The sequence below is a fragment of the Vibrio sp. SCSIO 43136 genome (genome assembly GCF_023716565.1).
Taxonomy (GTDB): Bacteria; Pseudomonadota; Gammaproteobacteria; order Enterobacterales; family Vibrionaceae; genus Vibrio.
The window spans coordinates 231823-247706 of record NZ_CP071849.1; the positions used below are offsets into that span (position 1 = coordinate 231823).

Annotated in this window: 8 protein-coding genes; 6 read left to right on the forward strand and 2 right to left on the reverse strand. The window is 45.2% G+C overall.

What is annotated here, in order from left to right; all coding sequences use genetic code 11:
* Positions 1-109: 109 nt before the first annotated feature.
* Positions 110-4021: a PAS domain-containing hybrid sensor histidine kinase/response regulator gene (locus tag J4N39_RS15825; RefSeq protein WP_252025679.1), complete on the reverse strand. Its 3912-nt coding sequence runs from the start codon at positions 4019-4021 to the stop codon at positions 110-112.
* Positions 4022-4159: 138 nt separating this feature from the next.
* On the opposite strand from J4N39_RS15825, the gene J4N39_RS15830 reads away from it, so the two are divergent.
* The 6 genes from J4N39_RS15830 (at position 4160) to codB (ending at position 13480) form a co-directional block, all read left to right on the forward strand.
* Entirely contained in the window at positions 4160-5272 is a 1113-nt protein-coding gene (locus J4N39_RS15830) for a response regulator (protein ID WP_252025681.1), read from the forward strand.
* 62 nt (positions 5273-5334) lie between these two features.
* Complete coding sequence (locus tag J4N39_RS15835; RefSeq protein WP_252025683.1) at positions 5335-5799, forward strand: RNA-binding S4 domain-containing protein; 465 nt, start codon at positions 5335-5337, stop codon at positions 5797-5799.
* Positions 5800-6000: 201 nt separating this feature from the next.
* Positions 6001-7350 carry an alpha-amylase family protein gene (locus J4N39_RS15840; protein ID WP_252025685.1) on the forward strand — a complete coding sequence of 450 codons (1350 nt, stop codon included), beginning with the start codon at positions 6001-6003 and terminating at the stop codon, positions 7348-7350.
* Positions 7351-7527: 177 nt separating this feature from the next.
* Positions 7528-9840 (forward strand): methyl-accepting chemotaxis protein, encoded by a 2313-nt coding sequence (locus J4N39_RS15845; RefSeq protein ID WP_252025687.1) that lies wholly within the window; start codon positions 7528-7530, stop codon positions 9838-9840.
* Between the two features lie 282 nt (positions 9841-10122).
* Positions 10123-12273: a diguanylate cyclase gene (locus J4N39_RS15850; protein WP_252025689.1), complete on the forward strand. Its 2151-nt coding sequence runs from the start codon at positions 10123-10125 to the stop codon at positions 12271-12273.
* Entirely contained in the window at positions 12263-13480 is a 1218-nt protein-coding gene (gene codB / locus J4N39_RS15855; protein WP_252026924.1) for a cytosine permease, read from the forward strand. The genes J4N39_RS15850 and codB overlap by 11 nt, the downstream gene beginning before the upstream one ends.
* 60 nt (positions 13481-13540) lie before the next feature.
* Here the strand turns inward: codB and J4N39_RS15860 are convergent, their stop codons facing one another.
* Positions 13541-15418, reverse strand: coding sequence for a methyl-accepting chemotaxis protein (locus tag J4N39_RS15860; RefSeq protein ID WP_252025691.1), 1878 nt, complete (start codon positions 15416-15418; stop codon positions 13541-13543).
* Between the last annotated feature and the right edge of the window lie 466 nt (positions 15419-15884).

The following is a 15884-nucleotide window of genomic DNA, read 5'->3' on the forward strand; positions in this document are numbered from 1 at the left end:
TTGAAATAAAATCTTTGCTTTAAATTTAACGAATGGATAGTTGGGGCGTTTTTTGACAAAAGCCTTACAATGATGGAGTGATTTGTGATTGTAATTTAGTTTTTTCGTGCTAGAACTCGCGCCTTGCTTTAGCTAGAACATCAGCCGCTTGGTCAAACTGAAATCCATTTAAAAGATTTTCCATTTCGGTCAATGGCGTATCGTCTTTTAACTTGTACTGCTTAAGCTGCTCTATCAGGTTGATAGACTCAGTATCAGAGTCCAATAGTGCATTGTTGAGCTGCTCAATCAGCTGATGAAACTTACCGTCGATGGATCGTTTGTCCGACTTGGTTTGGCACAAAGTGGCATATTGAGCATTTACTGAGTATTGGCTGCGAGTCACGAAAGCACGGATGGTATGAAGCGCTTCTATATCCGGTTGTTTCCCTTGGCTGATACGTTGATCTTGGGATTGAGCGAACTGGTACACATCCGTGATGGCGAGGCTACCCGCCGCCCCTTTGATAGTATGCAGACGTGAGGAAGCGGACTGCGAATCTTTACTCACGATATCTTCTTCTAGAGCATCTAGCTCTTTTGGTAACTGTTTAAGGTAAGATCGCAGTGTTGAAAAGTAACTGGTGCGGTTGCCGAGCAATCGGTCGATACCGACTTGAATATCAATACCTGGTAGCGGCTGAGGTGTTTTATCTAATAGGGCGTCTTGATGTTGAGTAAGGTCGACTTCTGGATTGGCGTTATTTAACACTTTGTCGAGCAGAGTGGGTACGTCAATCGGTTTGGCAATGTGGTCATTCATACCTGCCTCAAGACAGATATTGATATCTGATTGCATCGCATTTGCTGTCATTGCAAGGATAGGCAGCTCATCACATGTATGCCGTTTACGCAGTTCTTTGGTTGCGGTGACACCATCCATCTTCGGCATCTGCATATCCATCAACACCAAATTGAAAGGGCGCTTTTCAACCTGTGCTAAGGCTTCTAAGCCGTTATTCGCCACAGCAATTTTCGCCCCTTGGTTGACTAAAATAGCTTTGGCTATTTCCTGATTGGTGAGATTGTCTTCTACCAACAATAAATGAAGCCCTTGAAGGCTGGGCAAAGCGCTACTGGCATTGCTGGCTTTGTTTGTCGACGGCTGATACACAACGTTACCGAGGCAGTCGACTAAGGTGTCTACCAGCATGGATGAGTTGATGGGTTTCATCAGCACAGCATCACTTGTCGTATGGGTACTTGAGTCCAGTTCGAGTTGATTGGCGTAGGCTGAAATTAGGATTTTCTTACTTTTAGGTGCTAGGTCGTGTTTTTGAATGTACTCGAGCGCTTCGACACCATCGACATGCGGCATTTTCCAGTCAACTAGCAATAACTCATAGTGCGGGTTGGCATCTCGAAGCAGTTTAAACCCTTCTTTCGCACTGCCTGCCACATCAACGTCAAATCCAATATCTGTCAACATGCTTGCCAGCACTAAGCGAGCAGCATCATTGTCATCAATCACTAGGGCACTTTTGAACCCTTGAATGTCCATCAGTGGGTTTTCATTTTCAGCAATTTCTTCAAATTGGAAGCTTAAACTGAATTCAAATATTGACCCAACACCATAGCGGCTCTTAACACTGATATCGCCCCCCATTAACTGAACCAACTGTTTTGATATTGTGAGCCCTAATCCTGTACCGCCATATTTTCGGGTGGTCGAGCTGTCGCCTTGTGAGAACGCCTTAAACAAGTTATCCATCTGCTCAGGTGTCATGCCGATCCCTGTGTCTTCAACAGTAAACTTGAGTTTGATAGTGTCGTCGTGGCGACTCAGTTCACCCACTGTTACGATGACCTCGCCCAGCTCGGTAAATTTGACCGCATTGCTGACTAAGTTGGTTAATACTTGTCCTATGCGCAGTGAATCGCCCCAGAGTAGGTTTGGCATGGAGGGGGAGACATTAAAAATGAGCTCGATGTTTTTGCTTTCGGCTTTGACTGAAAGAACATTGGCCAAGTTGTCGAGCACTTCGTTGAGTTTGAACTTAGTGGTTTCGATCTCGAGTTTGCCGGCCTCGACTTTAGAGAAGTCCAAAATATCATTGATAATGCCAAGTAGCTGCTGGCTTGCGGATTGGATTTTACTGACGTAGTCAGCTTGCTGATGGTTCAAATCAGTATTGAGCACCAAATGGGTCATACCCATAATAGCGTTCATCGGCGTTCTGATCTCGTGACTCATATTGGCTAAGAAGTCACCTTTGATCTGGCTGAGTTTATCGGCAGATTCTTTCGCTTCTATCAATTGTTTCTCTAGTAACTTCGTTTCAGTGACGTCCAAAAAGGTGCCGACAACCCCCATGATGGCATTGTTTTGATCATAAAATGGTGCTTCATAGACCACTAAATGACGCCACTCTTTTGCGTGGTTTTGCAGTGATAAGTTGAACTGTAGGCGCTTGGTGCCTTGGAGTAACTCCAATTCGTGGCGTTTAAGTTGATAGGCAATATCCTCATTGAACACCTCCTCAATATTGGCTCCAAGGACTTCATCGGTTGAAGTGCCAAGGAAGTCACAAAATTGTTCGTTAACCCCCATGTACTCCCCTAAGCGGTTTCGGTAATAAGTTGGGTTGGGGATTGAATCAATAATGTGTTGATTAAGTTGCAGTTGGCGGGTGACCTCTTTTTCCGTTTCACGCTGCTTGGCACTGCTCAAGCTTAGCTGGAATGCCGTGGCTAATGCCTCTAAAATCTCGCAGATGATTTTAATTTCTGATTCTGATAATACGCGTACGCTGCCAAGCTGAAGTACACCAAGTGGCGCGTCATTGGTGTGAATCGGGAAGTAGTGCATTTGAGCTAGGCTCAGGCGCATATCCCCAAGGGTGAGTTCCAATGAAGTGTGTTCATCGGCGTTGACCACTTTATTTTCATTGGTCTCAAGGCAGAGATGAAGTAATGAGTGTTGATTGACTTCATTTTCATGCCAATTGCCGACCGCATCTAGTAGAGTAAATTCGCCTTGGTCGAACTGGTACAGAGTAATCAGTGGGGCGTTAAACGACTGATGGAGAAATATCTTGGTCGCAGAAATCAGCTCGTCTAACTCGGTTTTACCACGAATCATATCGTTATAGCTTTGGATTCTTTGGCCCTTGGTGATCTCCTGTCGTAGGTTAAATAACAGCGAGTTGATGGCTTCAGAAAATTGGCCAAGCTCCCCATATACTGCACTACTCAAGCTAAAGTCATAGTCTTGATTTTCAACTTTGGAAACCACCTGATTTTGCATTTTTTCCAGTGGCGAGAAGTAGTAACGCCACATGAGCCACGCAGACACCAGAAGCATAAATACCAAAGTGAGCGTACTTAGTTTAAGTAGTAGGGACATTCGCTCAACAGTGGCTGCAGATTGCTTTTGTAAAGTCTCTAGACGATCAACGCTGAAGTTAAATGCATTTTCGATATTGCCAATAATGCGAGCTTTCTCTTCTATGTATTCTTGGCTGTAAAGTAATTGCAACGCGAGAGTTTGGGACTGGAGATTGTTTTGATCAAGTAGTGAAAGTGCCTGTTGCTCCAAACTTGCGAGGTGTTGTGCATCGCTTAAAGCAAGGGTTAGGGCAGAAACTTCAGCAGGTGACATACCCGCATTTGCTAGGCGTTGCTCATAAGAGAGCCCTTTATAAGGGCTAGATTCAATATCTGCTTGAGTCGCAAGTTGTTCCCAATAGTCCAAGTCATGTTGTTCGGGAGGAGAAGCTAAGCCTTTTTGGGTGAGCTCTACCAATTGCAGGAGTTTGTACCACTTTTCATCACTAGTGACAGCGTAGGCACGAATGAACTTGCTTTTATTATCTGAGTTTTGCTTAAGCTCGCTCCCCAACAAGGTGATTTTCGACATCTGAAGTAACGAAGCCTCTTCCTGCTTAAAGGCGCTTACTGCATGATTTATGACCAATAGTACGCCAATATTGACCATGATCATCAATACAAATAAGCCACCAAAAAGGGACTTCATTTTCATCGTTTCGCTTCCTATGTGCGCATTCAGTTTATATAAAGCATAGTGAACATCTCACAGAGCGCAAAAACCCAGCAATTAATGCAGATTGGTCAACACGCCCTATACTGTTAGAAGTCTCAATGGAGAAATAGAGGTTGCATGTTTGAGCTCTTGATTGTCGATGATTCTGCGGAGAATTTGCGGGTGTTGCAGTCGATATTACAGCCGTCGGGGTATCGAATCCGAGCGGCAACTAACTGCGAAGTTGCGCTTAAACTGGTCGATAAACAGCGTCCGGACCTAGTGGTTTCCGACGTCAATATGAGTGAGATGAGCGGCCTTGAGCTGTGCAAACAATTGCGTCAAAAATCGGTGACAGTGATCTTAGCGTCTGCTTTCAATAGTGCGTTTGAAATAGAGCAAGCGCTAGACGCTGGAGCTAGCGACATTTTGACGAAACCCTATCGGCCTGCAGAAGTACAAGCTCGCGTTCGCTCTGCGCTGGTTAATCAAGATGCAGATACCATGCATAACACCCATGCTATGTCTTCATTTGTTGATGAGCTTGTGGTTGGTGTTGCCAATGAGATCAATACGCCGCTTGGTACGACAATATTAACTGCCAGCCATATGAAAGAGACCATTCTTTCATTTGAACAGCAGTTTCGAGAGCAGAAAGTTACCAGTGCAAAATTGAAGGATTTCATCCACTTTTGTCATGATAGCGTTGACTTGACCCTGAATAACTTGAATAGGGTGACCAACATGATGGAAATGTTTCGCTCCATTTCCGCCAGTGACCGAGAAGAGCACGTGGGAGAGTTTAACGTGGTATCGATAGTTGAGAAGGTGGTTGGTCATTTCCATGCCAAGTTGGGTGAGAGGGGAATTGTCGTCAAAATAGACAGTGAACCTTTGACTATCCATAGCGACAATAAATTGTTGGAGTTAGTGCTTACAAACCTTATATCAAATACTCTTTCTCATGCTTATCCTGAAGGGAATGTGAAAAATGTCCATGTCAGCTGGTTGATGGTTGGCGATAAGGTCGAAATTGTCTATTGGGATCACGGGGTGGGGATGACGGATCAGCAACTTGAGAAACTCACTACTCCCTTTTACACCACCAAACGTGGTAGAGGTGGGCACTTAGGGTTAGGGGCAACCATCGCCGCCAATATTATTCAAGGGCCACTTAATGGCCAGTATCAAGTGACCAGTGACAGCGAAAAAGGGCTGAAATGGCGGTTATTGCTACCGATTAGAGCGTAGGAGCAGCCAAAATCGTTCAAGCTCATGCTACACTAGCGCCGTTTTAAGATTAGGACCTTGCAATGAGTGAAGAAATTGAAATAGAAGCCCTTGGTGTTGAGGTATCGTCTCAGCCGATTGAATTATACAAGGTGCTCAAAATCGCCGATGCGGTCAGCGGTGGTGGCGAGGCTAAATACGCTATTGCAGAAGGCTATGTTGCTGTGAATGGCGAGCTAGAGACGCGCAAGCGTCGTAAACTCTACGACGGAGACTTGATTGAGTTTAACCAAGAGTTTTACGTGGTGATCTGTGATGCACCTGCTGATGAACTCGAAGAAGTGTTTGATGTAGTGGATACTCCTGTGGAGCCCGTCAAACCAATCGCAGAAAAATCTAAAAAGCCTAAAACATCGAAGCAAGCTAAGTCATCTAAGCAAAATAGGTCATCGAAAAAAGCGGATAAGTCGAAAAAGGCTAATGCATCTAAGCCCAAAAATAGTGGGCCTAAAGATGAAACGACAGGGCGCGGTAGCATTTCTTTCTAAGCCTACCTGAATAGATTTTATGAGCTGAAAGGTTATCAATTCAGCTCATTTTTTTCGATTTATCAATACATTCGCTTCTTTATCTCCGAATATCACTATTTCTACGCCCTAAATATCCACCACAATTATTTTAAAAAAGGTGGATTTGTAGCCATTTGTGAGTTTTATAATACCTATCAGTTGAACAACGAGACTGACATTATGCACAAGGCGAATTGTTACGATTGTGCTGAAAGCAATATCATCCTGCATGCATTCGATTGGCCATATGCCAAAATCGCGGAGCAGGCCGCAACCATTAAAGCTTTCGGTTACAAATCAGTACTGATATCTCCACCGATGAAATCACTGGTCCACGCAAAAGGCACCCAGTGGTGGCAACGTTATCAACCTCAAGATTACCGTGTTATCGATAACCAACTCGGCGACACTTTAGACTTCAAAGCCATGATCGAAGCGCTAACGCAATATGATCTATGGCTATACGTTGATGTGGTATTTAACCACATGGCGAACGAGCACCACCTGCGAGAAGATTTGCAGTATCCAAGTGCAGATGAGATGGCGCATTATCAGAGCCATCAGTCACGCTACGATAAGCTGTGCTTGTTTGGTGACCTCTCCCAGCCTTTATTCACCGAAGGTGACTTCGCTGAAGCCTTTGGTATTGAAGATTGGAAAGATCGCTGGCAAGTTCAAAATGGTCGCATTAGCGCAGGTCCTGATGATCCAGGGCTGCCGACGCTCAAAGATAACGATCATGTCGTCACCCAACAAAAGAACTACCTTAAAGCACTCAAAGCGTTGGGTGTGAGAGGCTTCCGCATTGATGCTGCCAAGCATATGACGCTTGACCACCTAACCAAGGTGTGGACGCCAGATATTACTGACGGATTACATATCTTTGGCGAAATCATCACGGATGGTGGAGCTACGGAAGATGAGTATGAATTGTTCTTGCAGCCTTACTTAGAAAACACCACTTTAGGTGCTTACGACTTTCCGCTGTTCAGTACCGTCTTTGATGCGTTTCAACCTGAAGGTGATCTCACCTCTTTGATTGATCCGTATTCACTCGGGCAAGCGTTGTCAAAATCAAGAGCGATCACTTTCGGTGTGACCCATGATATTCCAAATAACGATGTGTTTTTGGATAAAGTGATGGATGAGTCTGCGGAGTGGTTAGCACACGCTTACCTACTTGGCCGTGATGGCGGTGTCCCTCTAATTTATGCTGACTTAGATACTAGCGGTATCAAAGGTGCAAATGGCCAGCCTCGCTGGGTGGATGCGTGGAAAGATAAGCGCATGCAAGCTCTGAATCTGTTCTACCATCGCATGCATGGCTTGAGAATGGAGATCACCGCTCCGAGTGAAACGGCATTGATGATCGATCGTGAGCGACAAGGCTTTGTGTTGATCAATAAAAGCGACGTACCAGAGACGTTCACTTTACCAATTGAAGCAGGTCATTGTTTACTCACAAAATCTTCTGTAACAAGTGAGGTAGTCGTGCCTGCAAACTCATTTAAATTAGTTTTCACTAATTAATTCGATGTCAATCAATGAATTAGAGAAAAATTCTAATTTTAATTGCCGATAAATGAGCAACTTAGCCAAAAGAGAGGGGAATCCTCTCTTTTGGCGTTTTTATAACTAGTACTTTTGTACCAGACTTACAGATAAATAATCGAATTGCATACTGTAATGTCGGCTAAGGTTATAAAAATGAAGATTGCGACCAAAATCATTGTAGCGTGCGCATCTCTATGTGCATTAGGCGTTATCGGCAGCGGAGCATTTGTTGCTTACCGAGCGTCTACCCTATCTGAACAAGCCTTATTTACTCGCGCCACCAGTCAATTAGTGTCGATCCGTGAAGCGAAAAAGGATGAAATCACACGATATTTTGAGTTCATCGAGCAGCAACTTATCGCAATGGCTGCCAGCCCTGCGACCCAAGATGCTTTTGAAGCGTTTTCTAGCGGATTTGAATCCTACCCGATTGAAAAAGTGACCAGTTCTGACCGACAAAAGTTGAGCAGCTACTATCAAAGTAGCTTTGCTAGTACCTATCATTCGAGCAATCAGGGACAAAATGCCAATGAAGGAATGCGCCTGAACCAGATCTCTGAACGAGGCGTAGCACTTCAAGCTCGCTATATTGGGGTGAATTCTCACGGCTTGGGAGAAAAACACCGGTTGGATGCAGATGGACTAGGCACAAGCTACGACCAAACCCACCTAAAGTATCACCCAGCCACGCGACTCTTTTTAGAAAACTTTGGCTATTACGATATTTTCTTCGTTGATAATCAAGGCAATGTTGTCTATTCGGTGTTTAAGGAGCTGGACTACGCTACCAACCTAGTGAACGGTCCTTATCGCGATAGTGGTTTAGCTCAAGCCTTTCGAATGGCACAGAATCATTCTTCGCAACAAATCAGCTTGGTCGATTTCGCCCCTTATTATCCCTCATACGAGGCGGCAGCTTCCTTTATGTCGACTCCAGTCTTTAAAGCGGGTAAGCGCCTTGGAACCTTGATTTTTCAGATGCCCGTGGATGAAATCAACAGCATCATGACAAATGGCGGTCGATGGGTTGAGTCTGGATTAGGCAGCAGCGGTGAAACCTACCTAGTGGGTAGTGATAAATTGCTTCGCAGTCAGTCCCGCTTTCTGTTGGAGGATATGCCGAGCTACTTGCAAGCGCTTAAGTTGTCGGGGTTATCCGACTCGGTTCTTACTCAAATCAAGCAAAAACAAAGCGCAATAGGACGTCAGCCCGTGAACTCAAAGGCTTCAAATGCGGCGCTAGGAGGGACAAGCGGTGTGGAGTTGGTGCTTGATTATCGAAATGTAGAGGTGTTCTCTGCATATACCCCACTAGAGGTTTCAGGACTCCGATGGGCGCTCTTAAGTGAGATTGATAAAGACGAAGCGTTAGCTGATTTGAACGTACTCAATAGTGCGGTCTTTAACAGTGTTGCGTTGTCGAGCTTAGTGTTAGTACTACTTTCTAGCGGATGTGCTTATGTGGTTGGAGCTGGTATCGTTAAACCGATACGCAAGGCCATCTATAAAGTCGGAAAAATTAGTCAACAAAATGACCTAACAGGGCGCTTAAACGAAGACGGGCGAGACGAGGTAGCCGATCTTGCTAAAGCACTGAATGGATTATTTACTAGCCTGCAAGCCATCATTCAGGATGTGGCGATGACCTCAACTAAGGTTCATCAAACTGTTGGCAGGATTTCAACCAGTATGGGAGAAACAAGGCGGGCGGTGAACGATCAGTACAGTCGCACTGATACTATGGCTACTGCGGTCAATGAAATGAGTGCGTCGGTTGCGGAGGTCGCTCAGTTTGCGAGTAAAGCGGCTGATTCGATGAATGATGCGAATCAAACGGGTCAGAAAAGTGCTCAAGTAGGGCAAGAGCTTGCGAGCCAAATGGGCGAGCTTGAGTTACAGATGCAAGAAGCGAATCAGGCGACAGAGCGTTTGCTGGTAGAGAGCAACTCAATTGCAGAGGTTCTTGATGTGATCCAGTCTATTGCAGAGCAAACTAACCTGCTGGCACTCAATGCTGCGATCGAAGCTGCACGCGCTGGGGAGCAAGGACGTGGTTTTGCTGTGGTTGCGGATGAAGTAAGGACCTTGGCTAGTCGCACTCAGTCCTCAACAGAGGAGATCCGTACTAAGATTGAGTCTTTGCAAAGAGAAACCAATGCTGTGGCGTCAAGTATTTCTGGGGCCAGCAGCTCCGTAGTGACAGGGTTGGAACGGTGTAACACCAACGGTGAAATGCTTGAGCAAATTGTATCAATGCTCAACGAACTAAGTGACATGAACACTCAAATCGCTACGGCGGCTACAGAGCAGTCTCAGGTGACTGATGAGATCAGTGCAGGCATCACCTCTATTGCAGAATCCTCTTTGCAGGTGTCTGGTCAAACCGATCAAATCGACGCTGAAACGTCTGGGTTGAGCGAACAATCTGATGTGCTCAATCACAAAGTGAGCCAATTTAGATATTAGGCAGTGTAGAACCCGAAAGGTCAACACTGCCTAGGGATCTCGTGAAGTTTGGGTGATCTCTCAATTTCTTGCCTTGAAATGCAACCCTTGTTTAGGGTTCGACTGATCGTGCTCTACGCTTGAAATATGGAATTAATCTCACATTATACTGGCGACAACCTAGGTTTAGGTTAATATGTGGCCTGACTTGAGAGAGTTTCTGTATTTGCCCTATGAATATTTTTGTCAATGGCACGCTTCATTAGGGGTGGTTTGAGCCGACTACAAGGTTGTTAAGTATTAATGCGAGTGTTTTTATCGTGCCTGTTTGCAGTATTGCTATTGGCCTCGGAGACAGTTCGAGCCCAAATTGAACTCTCTGAGCAAGAGCAGGACTTTATCCGTGCCAATCCTATCTGGCGTGTGCATTCTGACAGCATCTGGCCTCCATACAATTATCACGAGTTCGGCGAACCTAAGGGTTATGTTGTCGAACTTTTAACCATTGCTTCTCAAAAAGTGGGTGTCCAGCTCGAATGGGTGAACAACGATGCTTGGGCAACAAGCGATCGTGCGATTAACAATGGCAGTGTAGATATCAATATCCACCTTTCAGGATTCCCACAAATAGCTGACGAACTCGTGGTGAGTAAAGTTGGGCTATTCAGTACATGGAGTTCACTGGTATTTGGTTCCCACCACCCATCCGTAGATACCCTGGATGAGCTCACGCATCACACTGTCGCAGTGGTCAAGGGTTCAATGGAAGAAACTATCTTAAAGAAAGACTATCCAGAAATTCAGCGAGTCGTGACGGATGATTCAATTCATCTGTTAGAGATGGTAAAAAGTGGTGACGCAGATGCAGCAATTGGTGATGAACGAGTACTCAAATATCACCTTAAACACTATTTAGTTTCTAATCTTAAAACTCGTAGTCTTAAATCTCACCCTAGATTAGGTGAGCGTCAACACAAGTATATCGTGCATTCTAGTAAATCTATGATTGTTCCTATTCTAGACAGTGCGATAGCAGATATCTCAGAAAGTGAAATCAATGCCCTAAGAGATAAGTGGTGGCGTGCAGAAGAAAGCACAAGAGTGCAAGCGCTTAACCTTACTCAAGATGAGCGTGATTATCTGTTTGACAAACATACCATCAGATACTGCTCGCATCCCGATCTGATGCCAATATCTTCGACCGAAGGTGGTAAGCTGCAAGGCATGGCTCAAGATTACATGGCGTACGTAGAGCAAAGTCTTGGCGTTCAGACTCGACTGGTAGAAGCTAAATCGTGGCCACAAGCGCAATTCCTACTTAAGATGCGTGAATGTGATTTGCTTACTATGAGCAATAGAGTTAAGCAGCGCCTCAGTTACTCCAACTATACCGAGCCGTACCTATCACTCACCCTTGGGGTGGTTATCCATCAGCAGAACCCTTATGCAGCGGACTTAGAAACCCTTAATGGGCGTAGTATTGGTCTGGCAAAAAATGGTTTGGATAAGGAATTATTGGAAGAAGCATATCCTAATATCGAGTTTGTTGAGGTTGACTCGGCCCGAGACGGCTTTGCAATGATTGAAGATAAGGCGTTGTTTGGTTATGTCGGGTTGCTACCTCGCATGACTTATTTGCTGCAAAAAGAGTACCCAAGCTTGATGGTTGCCAGCCAACTGGGTGAGCCGCTTCAAGTCAGTTTCGCGGTTCGCAGCGATGAGCCTGAATTGGCTAGAATATTAAATAAGGCCATCAAAAATATGGGGGTTAAACTTCATACTTCAGTGGCAAACAGCTGGACGTCGGTAGAGTATCGACCGCAGTCGGACCTACGTTTAGTTTGGGCGGTGTTAGTGATTGCGCTGGTGGTGCTTAGCGCTGTAGGTTACAGCTACTATATTTTGCGTAGGCAATACAATAAGTTGCGAAAACTCTCTACTCAAGATCGCCTTACTGGGCTTTATAATCGCTACACCATAGATACTGTCATGGCAGAGCAATTTGCAGAATATCGGTTCTCTAAGAAGTCTTTTAGTGTGATTTTGGCTGATATTGACCATTTCAAGATCTTAAATGATCACCATGGTCACTTAGTGGGGGATGAAGTACTCATCAATACCTCGCAGATATTGTCTAGCAATGTGGCCAACACCGATCTTGTGGGGCGTTGGGGGGGCGAAGAGTTCATCATCATTTGTCCTAATCGCACCGAAGAGCAAGCGGTGCGCCTTGCTGAGACACTACGAGAGCAAATCGTAGCCAATCAACACCCAAAGGTGGGTAATGTCACTTGTAGTTTTGGTGTGGCTGAGTTCGAAGTTGGGATTAATGTTATCGACCTAATGCAACGTGCTGACCGGGCTCTCTACCAGTCGAAAAGGGTGGGTCGTAATGCAGTGACTTCTCATGGCGATCATCAACCGAGTGAAGAAGCGCACAGCTATGATATTTGATGACGAATACGGGCTACGACCTGTTCCGCATTATGCTCGAAAAAGGGCGCTGCCTCTTGCGTTGGTCTTTATCGCTTTCACTATATTTTCTGCCAGTATGCATGCTGGTGGAAGCCTATATCAGCAAACTTCGAGCGATGAGTTTATTGCAGTCGTGTTGATTGGTAACTTGGTATTGGGGGTATATACCGCATTCTTGGCAAGAATTGCCGTCACTACTGGACTATCTACCCATTTGTTAGCGCACTTCTCTTTTGGAACCAAAGGATCTAAGTTGCCATCGCTTTTGTTGGGCGGAACACAAGTCGGTTGGTTTGGAGTCGGTGTGGCTATGCTCGCAATTCCGGTAAATGCAGCTACTGGGGTTGACGTCAACTTACTGATCGTGATCTCAGGTGCATTGATGATCGCCACTGCCCATTTTGGTATCTCTTCACTGATTTTTTTGTCCGCTATTGCTGTCCCTCTATTTCTACTTTTAAGTGGTTCTTCTCTCGCTCAAGTTGGCCAAGATACAATCGTCAATGTCTTTCGAAGTGATGAATCCGAAGCTGGTGTTGCCATGAGCTATACGGCAGGGCTGTCGATAGTGATTGGCTCGTTTATAAGTGCCAGCACTTTAACAGCAGACTTTGCGAGGTTTTTTAGAACTTATCGCATCGCAATGCTTGTCGTTTTGATGGCGTATTTGTTAGGTAACAGTTTGACTTTTTTCATCGGCGCTATTGGGGTATCAAGCTTAGGCTATCCAGATCTGTTTGATATGATGCTCGCTCAAGGCCTGCTTATCCCAGCGATTGTAGTGTTAGGGTTAAATATTTGGACCACTAATGACTGTGCTCTCTACGCCTCGGGTCTCGCACTGACTAATATCACCCAAAAGCCGAGCAATTGGATGGCGATGATTAATGGGGTGATAGGCACAGTGATGGCACTGTGGATTTATAATCATTTTATCGAGTGGTTGAGCTTCCTTTCTCATACTTTACCACCCATTGGAGGTATTTTGATTGCCGACTACCTTCGTAACAAAAAGCGCTACCACTACTTTAATGATATGGAGATTGAAGCTTTCCATTGGCCCGGTATAGCGGCTTTAGGTGTTGCTGTCGTTTTGGCATCGCTACTACCAGGTGTGGTACCCATCAATGGGATTATTGTTGCAGCATTAAGTTATTGGCTATTTGATCGCATAGCTAAAAGCTAAGTTCAGAAACTAAAAAGAGCGCCAATTCAGGCGCTCTTTTTCGATCACTACGTCTATGAGTTAGACGATAAACTTGCTCATTACTTCGTCTTGATCGCGCACGTTTTGTAGCTGTTGTTGCATTGCGCTATCGGTGGTATTGGCAGAGTCTGCTACCTGTACCGATAGGTCTTTAATGTTAATGGTGTTGTTGTTGATCTCTTCAGCCACCAAACTCTGCTCTTCCGCAGCCGATGCGATTTGAATATTCATATCGCTGATTTGTTGAATCGCAGCTCGGATACGCTCAAGTGCCTGGTGTGCTTCTTCAGCTTGTTGTACCGTTTCATCAGCAGTATCTTTGCTTGCTCCCATAGCGGTTGCAACCGCAGATGCGCCACTTTGCAGTTGTTCAATCATGCTGCGGATTTCCGTTGTCGACTCTTGAGTGCGTTGCGCCAGAGTACGAACCTCATCAGCAACGACAGCAAACCCTCGGCCAGATTCACCTGCGCGCGCCGCCTCAATCGCCGCATTGAGTGCCAGCAAGTTGGTTTGATCGGCAATGTCATTGATAACTTTCAGAATGGTTTCAATATTAGCGGTAGCGCTTTCAAGCTGTCTTACCTGTTCAACAGCTTCGTCGATACGAGTGGAGAGTTCACCAATGGCTGTCGTGGTGTGGCTAAATACTCGGCTACCATCTTCGGTAGCGCTGTCGGCATCTTTTGCCGCCGAAGCTGCCCCTTGTGCGTTACCAGCGACGTCACTTGAAGTCGTAGCCATTTCATTCATTGCGGTCGCCAGTTGCTCTAGTTCTTGCATCTGAGTTGACATGGCTGAGGAGGATTGGCGAGCATCATTTGCCGTGGTTTCGGTCACCGCCATAATGGCCTGACTTAATTCTTTAGTTCGGCTGATTCGACCTTGCAAGGTTTCGGCGAATGTGTTGAAGCCTGAAGCAAGCTCAGCAAACTCTTGGTCAGTGTTGGTATCTAAGCGTTTAGTGAGGTCACCTTGGCCGGAGGCAACGTCTTGAATCGCTTGATTTAAGGTTTGCAGTGGTGACATGAGTGATTTGATCAAGGCCAATAGCACGACAATAGAGATAGCTAGGGCAATGATGGCATAAATGATGGAGCTATTGCGGAGTGAATCTACGGCGCTGTATGCGATGTTTTCATCTAGCAGCACACCAACATACCAATCTTCACCTGGGACCTTCGAGAAGTCGATAGCAAACTCTTTACCATCGATTAGCGTCTCGAAAGGTTGCTCAGAGATAGCTACACCAGGCAAAAATTCACTCATCGCTTTGCCATTCAACTTGGTGTCAGGGTGAGCGATGATAGTGCCATCACCAGAGACGATGAATACGTATCCCGCATCAAATAAAGAGACTTGGTTTACAACGTCAGCTAAACCCCCAAGGCTCACGTCATAGAAGATTGCTCCAACGAAGCTGCCTTTGTCACGCACTGGCAGCGCAACCGACACTAGGATTTCACCTGTAGCGGAGTCAGCATAAGGCGCAGTAATGATTAGCTTGCCAGCATTTTTGGCATCCTTGTACCAAGGACGAGCCCTTGGGTCCCAATCAGAACCTGGATTCCAGCTAGGATCGTTGTTGATATTCGAACCATCTTTTTCAAAACCTAGACCTGCGAGCAAAAAGGCGTTCTTTACAATGGAGTCGCTCATGGTGGCTTCGATATCTTCGAAACGATTGGCTTCAATGTCGGCTTCGATAAGGTTGGTGGCGTATTGAGCCACTGCCTTTTTGGCTTCTATATCTGCTCGAATGGTGTTACTTACGCCATTGACAATTTCGTCGACACTGACAGAAATTTGAGTCTCTAGCTCAGATTTCATAGCGAAGTATTGTTGCGTGGTGAGTAGTGCCAATGTGGCAACGAGCAAGGCAGAAGAGGCAGCTACAATTTTGTGGCTAAATTTCATGACAGTCCCTTAACGCGATAAACGCTTTTGTTAGCTTATTTACATGTAAGTATGGAACAATTTCCCATATTGTGTTTTTTATTAACCTTTGTTTGCGCTAATCGACATTTTCTCCTAATAGTTTGCAAACTGGGCTTTTAATATAGTGATAATTATAGGGTGAATTTTGTAGTAGTTGAGTTCTCTAACACTATTACCATTTGATTAATATAAATTTATGACAAGATTTTCTCTAAGCCCCTGTTTGCATCATCTTAACCAAGTCTCTGACCACATTCATCCTTGAGCCAGATACTCAAATTATAGATTGAGGGTACTTATGGCTTACGGGTCTTTTATCGGCTGGTGGCATTCATACTTTAGGGATTTATGATCTTTGCCAACGTACGGCAGAGTAGAGCAGTGTATTAGCCAAATACTGAAGGTGGTTTCACTATACTGAATCGTTATTGAATAGTGATATGTG

What these genes read in the sequence shown, in the direction of transcription:
- J4N39_RS15825 (WP_252025679.1), bottom strand. Translation starts at nt 4,021, where the DNA reads ATGAAAATGAAGTCCCTTTTTGGTGGCTTATTTGTATTGATGATCATG.
- J4N39_RS15830 (WP_252025681.1), top strand. Translation starts at nt 4,160, where the DNA reads ATGTTTGAGCTCTTGATTGTCGATGATTCTGCGGAGAATTTGCGGGTG.
- J4N39_RS15835 (WP_252025683.1), top strand. Translation starts at nt 5,335, where the DNA reads ATGAGTGAAGAAATTGAAATAGAAGCCCTTGGTGTTGAGGTATCGTCT.
- J4N39_RS15840 (WP_252025685.1), top strand. Translation starts at nt 6,001, where the DNA reads ATGCACAAGGCGAATTGTTACGATTGTGCTGAAAGCAATATCATCCTG.
- J4N39_RS15845 (WP_252025687.1), top strand. Translation starts at nt 7,528, where the DNA reads ATGAAGATTGCGACCAAAATCATTGTAGCGTGCGCATCTCTATGTGCA.
- J4N39_RS15850 (WP_252025689.1), top strand. Translation starts at nt 10,123, where the DNA reads ATGCGAGTGTTTTTATCGTGCCTGTTTGCAGTATTGCTATTGGCCTCG.
- codB (WP_252026924.1), top strand. Translation starts at nt 12,263, where the DNA reads ATGATATTTGATGACGAATACGGGCTACGACCTGTTCCGCATTATGCT.
- J4N39_RS15860 (WP_252025691.1), bottom strand. Translation starts at nt 15,418, where the DNA reads ATGAAATTTAGCCACAAAATTGTAGCTGCCTCTTCTGCCTTGCTCGTT.